Source organism: Pseudomonas sp. AF03-9 (genome assembly GCF_020515815.1).
Taxonomy (GTDB): domain Bacteria; phylum Pseudomonadota; class Gammaproteobacteria; order Pseudomonadales; family Pseudomonadaceae; genus Aquipseudomonas.
In genome coordinates this window covers 116,563-130,642 of sequence record NZ_JAHPJF010000014.1, presented here as the reverse complement: position 1 = coordinate 130,642, position 14,080 = coordinate 116,563, and the positions used below count along the sequence as shown (strand labels likewise).

Annotated in this window: 10 protein-coding genes and 1 pseudogene; 9 read left to right on the top strand and 2 right to left on the bottom strand. The window is 63.2% G+C overall.

The window, feature by feature from the left end:
• Positions 1 to 191: 191 nt before the first annotated feature.
• The 6 genes and pseudogenes from LIY36_RS18300 to LIY36_RS18280 all read left to right on the top strand — a co-directional run bounded on the left by LIY36_RS18300 (position 192) and on the right by LIY36_RS18280 (position 6,548).
• Positions 192 to 2,354, top strand: a complete 2,163-nt coding sequence (locus LIY36_RS18300; protein ID WP_226456515.1) for a DUF1631 domain-containing protein — start codon at positions 192 to 194, stop codon at positions 2,352 to 2,354.
• Positions 2,355 to 2,403: 49 nt separating this feature from the next.
• A complete protein-coding gene (gene ampD, locus LIY36_RS18295) occupies positions 2,404 to 2,967 on the top strand; it encodes a 1,6-anhydro-N-acetylmuramyl-L-alanine amidase AmpD (protein ID WP_192297736.1) in 564 nt (187 codons plus the stop codon).
• A complete protein-coding gene (gene ampE / locus LIY36_RS18290) occupies positions 2,964 to 3,800 on the top strand; it encodes a regulatory signaling modulator protein AmpE (RefSeq protein ID WP_192297735.1) in 837 nt (278 codons plus the stop codon). Before ampD ends, ampE begins: the two co-directional genes overlap by 4 nt.
• Positions 3,801 to 3,991: 191 nt before the next feature.
• A pseudogene (locus LIY36_RS27890) lies at positions 3,992 to 5,083 on the top strand (methyl-accepting chemotaxis protein); the annotation flags it as partial.
• Entirely contained in the window at positions 5,060 to 5,989 is a 930-nt protein-coding gene (locus LIY36_RS27885) for a methyl-accepting chemotaxis protein (protein ID WP_442962222.1), read from the top strand. The pseudogene LIY36_RS27890 and the gene LIY36_RS27885, both read left to right, overlap by 24 nt.
• 127 nt (positions 5,990 to 6,116) lie before the next feature.
• On the top strand, positions 6,117 to 6,548 hold the full coding sequence (locus LIY36_RS18280) for a hypothetical protein (RefSeq protein ID WP_226456511.1): 432 nt from the start codon (positions 6,117 to 6,119) through the stop codon (positions 6,546 to 6,548).
• Here the strand turns inward: LIY36_RS18280 and LIY36_RS18275 are convergent.
• Positions 6,495 to 7,271 (bottom strand): TatD family hydrolase, encoded by a 777-nt coding sequence (locus LIY36_RS18275; RefSeq protein WP_226456510.1) that lies wholly within the window; start codon positions 7,269 to 7,271, stop codon positions 6,495 to 6,497. The two genes, LIY36_RS18280 and LIY36_RS18275, sit on opposite strands and share 54 nt — an antisense overlap.
• A 2-nt stretch (positions 7,272 to 7,273) precedes the next feature.
• Positions 7,274 to 8,269: a catabolite repressor/activator gene (gene cra, locus LIY36_RS18270; RefSeq protein WP_226456509.1), complete on the bottom strand. Its 996-nt coding sequence runs from the start codon at positions 8,267 to 8,269 to the stop codon at positions 7,274 to 7,276.
• 293 nt (positions 8,270 to 8,562) lie between these two features.
• Between cra and ptsP the strand changes: the two genes are divergently transcribed.
• The 3 genes from ptsP to LIY36_RS18255 are packed head-to-tail and all read left to right on the top strand — an operon-like array spanning position 8,563 to position 14,066.
• Positions 8,563 to 11,421, top strand: a complete 2,859-nt coding sequence (ptsP, locus tag LIY36_RS18265; protein WP_226456507.1) for a phosphoenolpyruvate--protein phosphotransferase — start codon at positions 8,563 to 8,565, stop codon at positions 11,419 to 11,421.
• On the top strand, positions 11,422 to 12,342 hold the full coding sequence (gene pfkB, locus LIY36_RS18260) for a 1-phosphofructokinase (protein ID WP_226456505.1): 921 nt from the start codon (positions 11,422 to 11,424) through the stop codon (positions 12,340 to 12,342).
• An 11-nt stretch (positions 12,343 to 12,353) separates the two neighbouring features.
• A complete protein-coding gene (locus LIY36_RS18255; RefSeq protein ID WP_226456503.1) occupies positions 12,354 to 14,066 on the top strand; it encodes a PTS fructose-like transporter subunit IIB in 1,713 nt (570 codons plus the stop codon).
• Positions 14,067 to 14,080: the final 14 nt, after the last annotated feature.

Here is a 14,080-nt window from a genome sequence, read left to right as displayed (position 1 = left end):
GCGCCCGAACCCAGAACCCACCGCTCAATTGCTGCCAAATGACAGAGTTCGCTGGCGCAACTGCCCCTCTTTGCAAGATAATCTCGCGCCTTGCAATTGGCGTCATAGCTTTGACGTCTTGGTGATGACTGGAATCGCGCAGCGCCCGCCCCATCATTCCCCAACAGACACCGCCGTATCAGGAGGCCAGGATGCACTATGACGGAAAGGTGGTGCCCATTAGCAAGGCACACACCACGCCATCGCCGCTCGCGCGCTTGCCGGTGGTGTTGCTGCAGGTTCGCGACAAGGCGGCGCAGCAGTTGCAGCAGGGCTTGCAGGAGTTGTTCGATAACGCCGACGACACCCTGTTCGAGATGGCCGACAAGGCGCGCAACAACCTCGATCACCACATTTTTTTTGAAGCCATGCGCGACTTGCGCCTCAAGCGCAAGAATTTCGAGCGTGTGTTCATGGAGCAGCTGTTCGCGGCCTTCGCCAACCTGGGCCTGGCCGGGCAGGGGGAGCGGCAGTTGGTGCCGGTGGTGTCCTACGACGCAGTGCCGGGGACGTCCAGCGATGAGTTGGAAAAAGCCGTGGCACTGGAGGCCATGTTGGGGCGGGTGCGACACCGCGACGGCCTGGCCCTGGGCCAACTGACGGCGCGCTTGAGCGCCTTGCTGGACAAGTGCCTGGATGAGCGCGAAAACCCGCTGGGGCCTGCGCTGTTATGTGAGTTCTTCCTGCGGGCGGGGCGCAGCCTTGGCGTGGAGATCCGCGTCAAGCTGATCATGCTCAAACTGTTTGAAAAATACGTGCTCAGCGACGCCGACCAACTGTACGGCGAAGCCAACCGATTGCTGGTTGCCACCGGCGTATTGCCTGAACTCAAGGCCGCACCGTCGCGGCGTCCCGGCGGGCGAACGGCCCGTGAGGGCTTGCGTGAAGACAGCGTGCCGAACGCTGATCCGCCGCTCGATGAGAACGGCCAGCAAGCGTTTGCCGCCCTGCAGGCATTGCTCAAGGCCGTGCGTGGCGGCGTGGCGCCCACCCTGGAAGCCAGCGCCGAACCACAACCGATCGCCACCCGCGACCTGTTGCGGCTGCTGTCCCATTTGCAGCAGTACGTGCCTGCGTCAGAAACCGAAGATGATGTCGACCTGCGCAACCAGCTTGGGCAACTGCTGACCCGGGTCAGCGTCAAGAGTGGCAAGTCCCGGGTGGTGGAAGTTGCGGACGAAGACGTGATCAACCTGATCGCCATGTTGTTCGAGTTCATTCGCAAGGACTGCAATCTGCCGGACCCCTTCAAGGCGTTGATCGCGCGATTGCAGATCCCGCTGCTGAAAGTCGCGGTGCTGGATAAAAGCTTTTTCAGCCGCGCCAGCCATCCGGCGCGGCGGCTGCTCAATGAAATCGCCGCTGTTGCCCTGGGCTGGAGCCCTCGCGAAGATTATTCGCGTGACTACCTCTACCTGCGTATCGAGCAGGTAGTGCAGCGTCTGCTGAATGATTTTGTGGAAGACCCGGCGATTTTTTCCCAACTGCTCGTAGAGTTCACGGCTTTTACCGCCGATGAGCAACGTCGCAGCGAGCTGGTCGAGCAACACACCCGCGATGCCGAAGACACGCGCGTACGCACCGACGCCGCCCGCCAGCGGGTGGCCGATGTGCTTAATCGTCGGCTGCTGGGCAAGACCTTGCCGCAAGCCGTGGTGCAATTCCTGCAACAGGCCTGGAGCCAGGTGCTGTTGCTGGCCAGCCTCAAGCATGGCGAGCAGTCGGTGCAGTGGCTGGCAGCGTTGCGCACCATGGACGATTTGATCTGGAGCGTGGGCCTGCAGGACGACACCGAGGCCGGGCGGCATCTGCTGGCGCGGCTGCCGGGATTGCTCAAGGCTCTGCGCGACGGCCTGACCAGCGCGGCGTTCGACCCGTTCAGCACCCGTGAATTCTTCATCCGCCTCCAAGCGTTGCACGTGCAGCCACTGGACGGCGTCGAAACCTTGAGCGTTGTGCGCGAGCCCTTTGTATTTAGTGCCGAGTTGCCCGACGCCGCCGAGGATTTGCCGAGTGACGATCCCGACCTGATCAACGCCTACCAGACGCGCATTGGTGACTGGATCGAGTTCCAGGACGGCGCGGACACCGTGCAGCGTTGCAAGCTGACGACGATCGTCGCGCCGGCCAATCGCTACGTGTTCATCAACCGCACCGGGCTCAAGGTGCTGGAGCAGCGTGTGGGGCAATTGGCGCTTGGATTCAAGCGTGGCAACTTGCGCAGGCTTGACGACGGGTTGCTGTTCGACCGGGCGCTGGCCTCGGTGCTGGGCCACCTGCGTCAACTCAATCGCGCCAAGGCATCGCAACCATAGGCTTGAACGCGGCATACTGGTCACACTTTGTCACGCTCAAGGACCCTGTATGCAGTTGGACCCCCTCAGCGGTTGGTGCAAGGGCATCCGTCATTGCCCTTCGCCCAACTTCAACGAGCGCCCTGCCGGCGAAATCTCGCTGTTGGTGGTGCATAACATCAGCCTGCCACCTGCGCAGTTTGCCACCGGCAAGGTGCAGGAGTTTTTCCAGAATCGCCTGGATGTCACGGAACATCCCTACTTTGAAGGGATTGCCGACCTACGGGTATCTGCGCATTTTCTGATTGAGCGCGACGGAGCGGTGACGCAGTTTGTCGCGTGCGTCGACCGGGCCTGGCATGCCGGTGTCTCGTCGTTCGAAGGGCGTGAGACGTGCAATGACTTTTCCCTTGGCATCGAGTTGGAGGGCACGGATGACTTGCCGTACACCGACGCCCAATATGCGTCGCTGATCGACCTGACCCGTCAATTGCTGGCAGCGTATCCAGGCATCACCCGCCAACGTATTTGTGGTCATAGCGATATAGCGCCGGGGCGCAAGACCGATCCCGGCCCGGCTTTTGATTGGACGCGCTTTCGCAGCGCCTTGCAGGATGGAGGACACGCACAATGAGTTTCCTGGTATTGGTGCTGGCGGTGTGGATCGAGAAGTTCTCGGCCCTGCGCCAACGATTGCAGCGTGATGGCGGCTGGCTGCGCGAGCTGGCCAGGCTGGAATCGAGCCCGCGCATGGGCAAGCGGCCGTGGCTGATCCTGGCCGCGTTGGTGCTGTTGCCGGTGGCCTTGCTGGCATTGTTGCTGCTGGTGCTGGAACCAGTGGCCTACGGCCTGTTGGCGCTGCCGGTGCACTTGCTGGTGGTGATTTACAGCCTGGGGCGAGGCGATCTGTTGGCCGGGCTCGGGCCGTTTCGTGATGCCTGGCGGCGCGGTGATCTGCAAGCCGCCGAACACGTGGCCGAACGTGACCTGCAACTGGGCGCAGACAGTGGCGAGCAACTGCTTGAACGCGTGCAGGGCCACCTGCTGTGGCAGGCCTATCAGAGCTTTTTTGCGGTAATTTTCTGGTATTTCCTGCTGGGCCCGGTCGCCGCGTTGGCCTACCGCCTGCTGGCATTGGCCAACGAACACAGCAAGAACCCGCTGGTGGCCGAGCGCGCCGGGCAACTGCGTCATGCTTTTGACTGGTTGCCGGTGCGCTTGCTCGCGGCCAGCTTTGCCCTGGTGGGCAACTTCGTTGCCGTCAGCCGCGTGATGCTCCACGAACTACTGAGCTGGGACATCAGCGCCGCGCAACTGGTGGAAAAAGTCGGCCTGGTGGCCGCGGAAATCCCACCGCCGGTGGTGGGGGCCGACGGCATCAACAGCCTGGACCGCTTGTGGGAACTGCTGCTGCGCGCAGCGGTGCTGTGGTATGCCGGCTTCGCGATCTGGACCGTATTGCCATAAACCCGTGTGGGAGCCGGCTTGCTCCCACATTTGTTTTTGCCGCGCGAAACTCTCGTTAACCTTACGTTACAAAACTCCCTTTCAAATTGAGCTATACAGATGCTGGCGTTCTGCCGTCGCCCTGACCTCAATAAAAATAAAAGAAAGGGAGTTCACCCGTGAAGAGCTTGCTCTATCCCGCCGTTGCGCTGATGAATCGCTTGAGCTTCGGCATGAAGTTCAGCCTGATCAGCGTGCTGTTCCTGCTGCCTATGTTGGCCACCAACTATTATCTGGTGCGCGATTCCTGGCGCGAATTCCAGGGCACCCGCGTCGAACTGCAAAGCCTGGATCTGCTCGGCAGCAGCCTGGCCCTGCGCCGCGACCTGGAAACCCTGAACAATCAGGTGCAAATCAACGCGACCCTTGGCCAATCCGGCAAGGCCGGTGACCTGGAGGGCAAGATCAGCGCGTTGGAGCAGAGTGTGCTGAGCCGCCTGCAAAGCCTCAACGCAATGACCACCGATCCCGAACAAATCGCCGTGTTTGACGGCAAGCGCGACGAGCTGATCGCGGCCTTCAAGGCCCAGCAACAGGAAACCTCGCTGCTGAGCAAAAGCGCGCTGATCGGCAAGCTGCTCAACAAAGCGCAGATGCTCAGCCAGATCATCGCCAGCCAATCCGGCTTGAGCCGCGACCCCCAGGGCGATCTGCGCCAACTCAGCGAGCTGATCACCAGTGTCACCCCACAGGTCACCCAGACCCTGGGTGAAGGTCGGGCGATGGGGGCCTACTCCCTCGGCCAGGGCTTTCTCAATTCATCCTCGAGCACGCGCTTCGACGAACTGCTACAGCAGTTGGAAAAACTCCACGGCGAATACGCCTTGAAGCTGCAAGATGCCCTGGGCTCCAGCAAGGCCGCCCACGCCGCGCTCGACAGCCTGGCCACGGCCAGCAACGCCAGCCTCAAGCACGCCAGCGAGTTGTTTGAAGAACAGGTGGTGATGGCCGAAACCCTCGACGCGCCGTGGCAGGGCTTCTATGACAGCGTCAGCCAGTTGATGGCCCTGACCTACCAGCTGGATGAGGCGACCCTGACGTTCCTCGGGCACCAATTGGAGCAACGCCTGGCGCAAAACCGCACGCATATGGTGGTGCTGGTCGCGGCGCTGACGGCGGTGTTTTTGCTGATCTTCTATTTATATGCGGGCTTCTACGCCTCCACCCGCACCACCCTGCGACGCCTCGGCGCGATGATGGACAAGGTGGCCGCTGGTGACATGACCGTCACCTTCGTTGCCCACAGCCGCGACGAACTCGGTGACCTCGGCCAGGTGTTCAACGGCACCGTGGCAAAAATCCATGACCTGATCGAGCGCGTCGGGCACACCGTCAGCCAGGTGGAGCACCAGGCCGGGCAAGTGGAAACGGTATCGGCCCAGAGCAACCAGGCGGTATCCGGCCAGCGCAGCCAGATCGAACAGGTGGCTACGGCGATGAACCAGATGTCGTCCACCGCCCAAGAAGTGGCGCGCAGTGCGGCGGCGGCGGTCAGCAGTGCCCATAGTGTCAATGATGAAACCGTCAGCGGCCGTGGCCTGGTGCAGTCCCAGCAGGGCAGCATCGCGCGCCTGGCCTCGGAGATCGACCAGTCGGTGCGGGTGATCAACCAACTGGCCACCGACAGCCAATCCATCAGCAGCGTGCTGGAAGTGATCAAAAGCATCGCCGAACAAACCAACCTGCTGGCGCTCAATGCCGCCATCGAGGCGGCGCGGGCCGGTGAACAGGGGCGCGGTTTTGCGGTGGTGGCCGATGAGGTACGTACCCTGGCGCGGCGCACCCAGCATTCCACCGAAGAAATCGAGCAGATGATCAGCCGCTTGCACAGCGGTGTCGCCGCTGCGGTGAAAGCCATGGGCAGCAGCCATGAAATGGCGAATGGCACCGTGGAGCAGTCGGAAAAAGTCCAGCAGGCGCTGGAAAATATCCTAGGCGCCGTAGGAATGATCGTTGATCAGAACCAGCAGATTGCCGCCGCCGTGGAGCAACAGACCGCCGTCGCCCATGACATCGACCAGAACATCGTCGAAATCAATCGCGCCGGTGAACACGCGGCCCAGGGCGCCTATCAGACCGAAACCGCGAGCCGGCAACTGTCGATGCAGGTGATCGAGCTGAAGCAGCTGATCGGGGCGTTTCGTGTGTAAGGTCTTGGTGTAGGGTTTTTCTTTTGGGTGTGTGGTGTATGTCCTAATTTGCCTGAGGCTCTTTCCGTGGTGTGTGAGTGGGCGAAACTTCACCTCTCTCACATTCAGGTTTTAGGGACGCACGGCGATGACCACTGCAGTCGGCATCAAAGGGCACTGCGCCCATTGTGACATCACGTTTGAACTCAAGCCTTGGCAGTTGAATGCCATCGCCATCAAGGAACCCTTCGACTGTCCGTATTGCCAGCGGGTCTTGCACCTGAGCTGCCCACGGCAGTTGCGCAAGCTCAGGACGCTGGACCATTGGGCGCTGGTCCACCCGAGCATGATGGTGCTGACCTGCATGGTGCTGATCGTGGCACTGGTGGCGGAGTGGGTCGGGTTGGTCAGCGTGATCGGGCAGCTCAATGTTTCGCTGGTGGTGGTGTTGGTGCATTGCCTGGCATTGCGTTATGCGCGCTACCGGCAGCGGTTGACCCTTAGTCTGGAAGCGGTCAGCCCGGTGCTACCAATGGAACAACTCGCACGCATTGCGTGTGCTCGCCTCAGCCAGCAATAAGGGGCTGATGCCCATCCGCTCGGCCAGGGCGTGGCAAATCTGGGGTAGATGCTCCGGGCTGTTGCGCTGGCCCGGATACATCACGGGCGCCATGTCCGGGGCATCGGTCTCCAGCACCACGCTGTCCAGCGGCAACTGTGCCAGCACCTTATGCATGCGCAGCGCCTGGGGCCAGGTGGCCGCGCCGCCCAGGCCCAGTTTGAAGCCCAGCTTGATGTACTCGCGGGCTTCCTCCCGGCTGCCGGCGAAGGCATGGATGATGCCGCCCCGTGGCAGGCGGATGCGCTTGAGGGTGGCGATCACCGCGGCATGGCTGCGGCGTACGTGCAAAAGCGCCGGCAGCTGGAAGTCCACCGCCAGCTTGAGCTGGGCTTCAAACAGGCTTTGCTGGCGCTCGCGATCCAGTTGTTCGAGGAAGTAATCCAGGCCGATCTCGCCCACCGCACACAGTTGCCGATGGCCGTGCAGGCGCGTGAGCCAATCGCCCAGTTCGGTCAGGTCGGCGGGGCGGTGGTCATCGAGATACACCGGATGCAGGCCAAAGGCTGCGAACAGGCCTTCATCCTCCAGCACCAGATCCCACAACCGCTGCCAATTCTGCTGATACACCCCCAGCACCACCATGCGCCGCACGCCAAGTGCACGGCTGTGGGCGAGGACGGCGCGGCGATCCTTGTCGAACTCCGCGAAGTCCAGGTGGGTGTGGGTGTCGATCAGCTCCACGCTCAAGCCTCGCGGATACGCTGCTTGAACGTGCGGCCGATGGCGTGCACGCCCGGCTGGTACTGCTGCTCTTCAATCGCCGCCAGGGCCAGTTTCAGCGCGGTCTCGGCGATCAATGGGTGTTGCTGGGCCATGGCGTTGACCGGCAGCGGCAGGAAGTCCAGCAGTTGCGTATCGCCAAAGGTGCCCAGGCGCAGCGGGCGCGACTTCAACGGGAAGTCATGCAGCGCGTCAAACACACCTTGCAGCAGCACGTAGGAGGTTGTTACCAGCGCGTCAGGCAAATGCCCCAGGCGTTGCAGTAATTGCTCCATCAGCTGTCGGCCACAGTCACGACTGAACGACTCGCCGTGTTCGACGATCACCTCGCCGCTGAAACCCTGCAGCGCTTCGCGGAAGCCGGCGGCCCGCTCCTGGCTGATGCTCAGTTCGGGCCGCGCACCGATCAGTGCGATCTGCTTGGGCAGCGGTTGCAGCAGGCTGCCGGTCAGGTGCTGGCAGGCCCGGCGGTCGTCGCTGACCACCGAGCAGAAATCCGCAGTGTCCATCACCCGGTCGATGGCGATCACGGGTAGGCCCTTGGCTTGCAGTTCGCGGTAGCTGTCGTCGCCGGCTGGCAGGCAACTGGCGACAAACAGCGCATCGCAACGGCGGGCTCGAAACAGTTGCAGCAACTGGCGTTCGCTGTCGGCATCATCGTCGGAACTGGCGATCAACAGTTGATAGCCACGCGCCCGTGCGCCTTGCTCCAGCAGCTTGGCGATGCGTGCGTAACTGGGGTTTTCCAGGTCGGGCAGGATAAAACCCAAGGTGCGCGTATGCCGACTGCGCAACCCGGCAGCCTGGGGGTTGGGCGTAAAGCCATGGGCGTCAACCACGGCCCGCACACGCTCGACGGTGGCGTTGCTGATCCGTTGTTGTTCGGCCTTGCCATTGATGACGTAGCTGGCGGTGGTCACGGACACACCGGCCAGACGTGCAATATCACTGAGTTTCAAACCGGGATTTCCTTGTTTTTTGGAGCGTGCCCCGACATTTTGTCCAATCGTAACCGATTACTGCACACGACCAATGTCCAAGCTCAAGTGCCGAGTGGTTCTTCAAGGATGCTCAATTAACGCGTAATCTGCCATAAATTCTAGATTAAACGTTTCAGCAAGCGTATTTTTACGATCTTCGCTACTGAGTGGCTACTGCCAATTGACTACTCAGTCAGCTATTTTGAAGCGCTATTACCCTGTTTATTCAAAACAATACCTAGTGCGCCCATCGCACTAACTAGGAGAACGGCATGCTTGAGCTCACCCACGAGCAGATTTCCATGGGCCAGGTGGCTGTGGATAAATCTGCAGCCTTGCACCTGCTCGCTGAAAAACTGGTGGCCGACGGCCTGGTCGCCGAGGGTTATCTCAGTGGCTTGCAAGCCCGTGAAGCCCAGGGCTCGACCTTTCTCGGCCAAGGTATTGCGATCCCCCACGGCACCCCCGAAACCCGCGACCAGGTGTTCGCCACCGGCGTGCGCCTGCTGCAGTTCCCCGAAGGGGTGGATTGGGGCGACGGCCAGATCGTCTACCTGGCGATTGGCATCGCGGCCAAATCCGATGAACACCTGCGCCTGTTGCAACTGCTGACCCGGGCCCTCGGTGAGACCGACCTCGGCCAGGCACTGCGCCGTGCCGGTACGGCGCAAGCCTTGCTCAAACTGCTGCAAGGCGCGCCCCAGGAACTGGCGCTGGACGCCCAGATGATCAGCCTGGGCGTGTCCGCCGACGATTTTGAAGAGCTGGTGTGGCGCGGCGCACGCCTATTGCGCCAGGCCGATTGTGTGAGCAACGGTTTCGCCGCGGTGCTGCAGCAGGTTGATGCGCTGCCCCTGGGCGACGGCCTGTGGTGGCTGCACAGCGAGCAGACGGTCAAGCGTCCGGGCCTGGCGTTTGTCACCCCGGACAAACCGATGCGCTACCTCGGCCAGCCGCTCAACGGCCTGTTCTGCCTGGCCAGCCTCGGCGAAGCCCACCAAGCCTTGCTCGAGCGCCTGTGCGCCTTGCTGATCGAAGGTCGCGGCCAGGAGCTGGGCCGCGCCACCAGCAGCCGCGCCGTCCTCGAAGTCCTCGGCGGTGAACTGCCGCCAGACTGGCCCAACGCCCGCATCACTCTGGCCAACGCCCATGGCCTGCATGCCCGCCCGGCAAAGATCCTCGCGCAACTGGCGAAAAGTTTTGAAGGCGACATCCGCGTGCGCATCGTTGATGGCCCCGTCGGCGCGGTGTCGGTCAAAAGCCTGAGCAAACTGCTGAGCCTCGGTGCTCGTCGCGGCCAGGTGCTGGAATTTGTTGCCGAGCCGGCGATTGCCGGCGATGCGCTGCCGGCGTTGCTGGCGGCGGTCGAAGCGGGCCTCGGCGAAGAGGTTGAGCCGCTGCCGACCGTGCGCGCGCCACTGGCTGCTGTCGAGGTCGAACCGGTGCTCAGTGCGCCGTCCAGCGGCAGTCAGATCCAGGCCATCGCCGCCGCGCCGGGCATTGCCATCGGCCCGGCGCATATCCAGGTTCAGCAGGTGTTCGACTACCCGCTGCGCGGCGAATCTTCGGCCATCGAGCGCCAGCGCCTGCAAGATGCCCTGGCCGATGTGCGTCGCGACATTCAAGGCTTGATCGAGCGCAGCCAATCCAAGGCCATCCGCGAGATTTTCATCACCCACCAGGAAATGCTCGACGACCCGGAACTCACCGATGAAGTCGACACCCGCCTCAAGCAGGGCGAAAGCGCCGAAGCAGCGTGGATGAGCGTGATCGAAGCCGCCGCCAAACAGCAGGAGTCGCTGCAGGACGCCTTGCTCGCCGAGCGCGCCGCCGACCTGCGTGACATCGGCCGCCGTGTGCTGGCGCAACTGTGCGGCGTCGAAACCGCCAGGGAGCCGAACGAGCCCTACATTCTGGTGATGGACGAAGTCGGCCCCTCCGATGTGGCGCGGCTTGATCCGGCGCGCGTCGCCGGCATCCTCACTGCCCGTGGCGGCGCGACCGCCCACAGCGCCATCGTCGCCCGCGCCCTGGGGATTCCGGCGCTGGTCGGCGCCGGTGCCGGCGTGTTGCTGCTGGCCGCCGGCACGCCGCTGCTGTTGGATGGCCAGCGTGGTCGCCTGCATGTGGACGCCGACGCCGCCACCCTGCAACGTGCCACCGTCGAGCGCGACACCCGCGAACAACGCCTGCAAGCCGCCGCCGCCCAGCGCCATGAACCGGCACTGACCCGCGACGGCCACGCCGTGGAAGTGTTCGCCAACATCGGCGAAAGCGCCGGTGTGGCCAGCGCGGTGGAGCAGGGCGCCGAAGGCATTGGCCTGCTGCGCACCGAATTGATCTTCATGGCTCACCCGCAAGCACCGGACGAAGCCACCCAGGAAGCCGAATACCGCCGTGTACTCGACGGCCTCGGCGGGCGTCCGCTGGTGGTACGCACCCTTGATGTGGGCGGCGACAAACCGTTGCCGTACTGGCCGATTGCCGAAGAAGAAAACCCCTTCCTCGGCGTGCGCGGCATTCGCCTGACCCTGCAGCGTCCGCAGATCATGGAAGCGCAACTCAGGGCACTGTTGCGTTCGGCCGACAACCGTCCGCTGCGCATCATGTTCCCCATGGTCGGCAGCGTCGACGAATGGCGCGCCGCCCGCGACATGACCGAGCGCCTGCGCCTGGAAATCCCGGTGGCCGACCTGCAACTGGGGATCATGATCGAAGTGCCGTCCGCCGCCTTGCTCGCGCCGGTGCTGGCCAAGGAAGTCGACTTCTTCAGCGTCGGCACCAATGACCTGACCCAATACACCCTGGCCATCGATCGCGGCCACCCGACCCTGTCGGCCCAGGCCGATGGCCTGCACCCGGCGGTGCTGCAACTGATCGACATCACCGTGCGTGCGGCCCATGCCCATGGCAAATGGGTCGGCGTGTGCGGCGAGCTGGCGGCGGACCCGTTGGCGGTGCCGGTGCTGATCGGCCTGGGGGTGGATGAGTTGAGCGTATCGGCGCGCAGCATTGCCGAAGTGAAGGCGCGGGTGCGTGAATTCAGTCTGAGCGAGGCCCAGGGCCTGGCGCAAAAAGCGCTTGCGGTGGGTTCGCCCGCCGAAGTGCGTGCCCTTGTGGAGGCCGTGTAAATGGCAAGGATTCTGACCCTGACGCTGAACCCGGCGTTGGACCTGACGGTGCGCCTGGCGCGCCTGGAACCGGGCGAAGTCAATCGCAGTGACAACGTGCTGACCCACGCCGCTGGCAAGGGCGTGAATGTGGCGCAGGTGTTGGCCGACCTGGGGCATTCGGTGAGCGTGGGCGGTTTCCTCGGCGAGGCAAATCCCCAGGCATTCAACGCCCTGATCGCCCGCCGTGGTTTTGGTGATGCGTTTATCCGCGTGGCGGGTGAAACCCGCAGCAATATCAAGATCGCCGAACAGGACGGCCGGATCACTGACATCAACGCACCGGGGCCGTTTGTGGATGAGCGGGCGCAAAAGGAACTGCTCAAGATGGTCGAGATCATCGGCCCTGAATTCGATGCGGTGGTGGTCGCTGGCAGTCTGCCGCGCGGTGTCAGCCCACAGTGGTTTCACGGTTTGCTGGTAACCCTGAAAAACCTCGGTTTGAAAGTTGCCCTCGACACCAGCGGCGAAGCGTTGCGCGCCGGTTTGCAGGCGGGCCCGTGGTTGGTCAAACCCAACACCGAGGAACTGGCCGAGGCGCTGGGCAACGCCAGCGATGCCATCAGCCAATTGCATCGATCGGGCGTGGAACACGTGGTGGTGTCCGATGGTGCGGCCGGTGTGAACTGGTACCGCCCTGGCACCGCGCTGCATGCCACGCCGCCCAAGGTCACTGTCGCCAGTACCGTGGGCGCGGGCGACTCGCTGCTCGCCGGGATGCTCCACGGTTTGCTCAGTGGCGACACACCCGAGCAGACCCTGCGCCGCGCCACGGCGATTGCTGCGATGGCGGTGACACAGATCGGTTTTGGCATCAGCGATGACGCGCAGCTGGCGCATCTCGAAAGCGGCGTCGATGTACGCGCGCTGACAGAACAATAAGAGGGTTTTTCATGAAGTTAGCCATTGTTACTGCCTGCCCCAACGGCATGGTCACCAGTGTGCTGTGCGCCCGCTTGTTGGACGCCGCCGCGCAACGCCAGGGCTGGAGCACCAGCGTCGAAGTGGTCGACGTGCAGCGCCCGGAACGCCAGCTGTCCCAGGCGATCATCGACGATGCCGAGTGGGTGCTGCTGGTCAGCAGCGCGCCGGTGGACATGCAGCGGTTCGTCGGCAAGCGTGTGTTCCAGAGCACGCCGGCCCAGGCGCTGGCGGATGTCGAGGCGGTGTTGCGCCGGGGTGCCGAAGAGGCGGTGGTGTATGTCGCCGCCGAACAGGCCACGCCGAATGCGCCACGCATCGTCGCGGTCACCGCGTGCCCAACCGGCGTGGCCCACACGTTCATGGCCGCCGAGGCCTTGCAGCAAACCGCCAAGCGCCTGGGTTATGACCTGCAGGTCGAGACTCAAGGCTCGGTGGGCGCCCGCACGCCGTTGAGCCCGGAGGCCATCGCCAATGCCGATGTGGTGTTGTTGGCCGCCGACATCGAAGTCGCCACCGAGCGCTTCGCCGGCAAGAAGATCTACCGTTGCGGCACCGGCATTGCCCTCAAGCAGTCCGAGTCGATTCTGAACAAGGCCCTGGCCGAAGGCGTGGTGGAAAGCAACGCCAGCGCGACGGTTGCCAAGTCGGAAAAGACCGGGGTGTACAAGCACCTGCTCACCGGCGTGTCGTTCATGTTGCCGATGGTGGTGGCGGGCGGGTTGTTGATCGCGTTGTCGTTTGTGTTCGGTATCCACGCGTTTGAACAGGAAGGCACGCTGGCTGCCGCGCTGAAAACCGTCGGCGACCGCGCCTTCATGCTGATGGTGCCGTTGCTCGCGGGCTACATCGCCTACTCGATTGCCGACCGTCCCGGCATCGCCCCCGGCATGATCGGCGGCCTGCTGGCAGGCACCTTGGGCGCCGGTTTTATCGGCGGGATTTTCGCCGGTTTCCTTGCGGGGTATTGCGTCAAGCTGATCACCCGTGCGGTGAAATTGCCCCAGAGCCTGGAGGCGCTCAAGCCGATCCTGATCATCCCGCTGCTGGCGAGCCTGTTCACCGGCCTGGCGATGATCTACCTGGTCGGCCCGCCCGTGGCGCGCATGCTGGTGGGCCTGACCGATTTTCTCAGCACCATGGGCACTACCAATGCGGTGCTGCTGGGCATCCTGCTCGGCGGCATGATGTGTGTCGACTTGGGGGGGCCGATCAACAAGGCGGCGTATGCGTTTTCCGTCGGCCTGCTGGCCGCCCACAGCGGTGCACCGATGGCCGCGACCATGGCTGCCGGCATGGTGCCGCCGATTGGCATGGGCATCGCTACGTTCCTGGCGCGGCGCAAGTTTGCCCAGACCGAACGCGAGGCAGGCAAGGCGGCGATGATCCTGGGCATGTGCTTTATCTCCGAAGGCGCGATCCCGTTTGCCGCCAAGGACCCGCTGCGCGTGATCCCGGCGAGCATGGCCGGTGGTGCGTTGACCGGCGCGTTGTCGATGTATTTCGGCTGCGTACTGGCGGCGCCCCACGGTGGGTTGTTTGTGTTGATCATCCCGAATGCGATGAACCATGCGTTGCTGTATTTGCTGGCGATTGTGGCGGGGAGTGTGTTGACTGGGTTGGTGTATGCGGTGATCAAGCGGCCGGAAGTGGTCGAGTTGTCGGTCGCACCTGTTAAAGCCTGACGCAGTCTAAAACG

Bases quoted from the DNA above. Each gene is read 5' to 3' on its own strand.
- LIY36_RS18300 (WP_226456515.1), top strand. From the start codon at position 192: ATGCACTATGACGGAAAGGTGGTGCCCATTAGCAAGGCACACACCACG.
- ampD (WP_192297736.1), top strand. From the start codon at position 2,404: ATGCAGTTGGACCCCCTCAGCGGTTGGTGCAAGGGCATCCGTCATTGC.
- ampE (WP_192297735.1), top strand. From the start codon at position 2,964: ATGAGTTTCCTGGTATTGGTGCTGGCGGTGTGGATCGAGAAGTTCTCG.
- LIY36_RS27885 (WP_442962222.1), top strand. From the start codon at position 5,060: ATGACCGTCACCTTCGTTGCCCACAGCCGCGACGAACTCGGTGACCTC.
- LIY36_RS18280 (WP_226456511.1), top strand. From the start codon at position 6,117: ATGACCACTGCAGTCGGCATCAAAGGGCACTGCGCCCATTGTGACATC.
- ptsP (WP_226456507.1), top strand. From the start codon at position 8,563: ATGCTTGAGCTCACCCACGAGCAGATTTCCATGGGCCAGGTGGCTGTG.
- pfkB (WP_226456505.1), top strand. From the start codon at position 11,422: ATGGCAAGGATTCTGACCCTGACGCTGAACCCGGCGTTGGACCTGACG.
- LIY36_RS18255 (WP_226456503.1), top strand. From the start codon at position 12,354: ATGAAGTTAGCCATTGTTACTGCCTGCCCCAACGGCATGGTCACCAGT.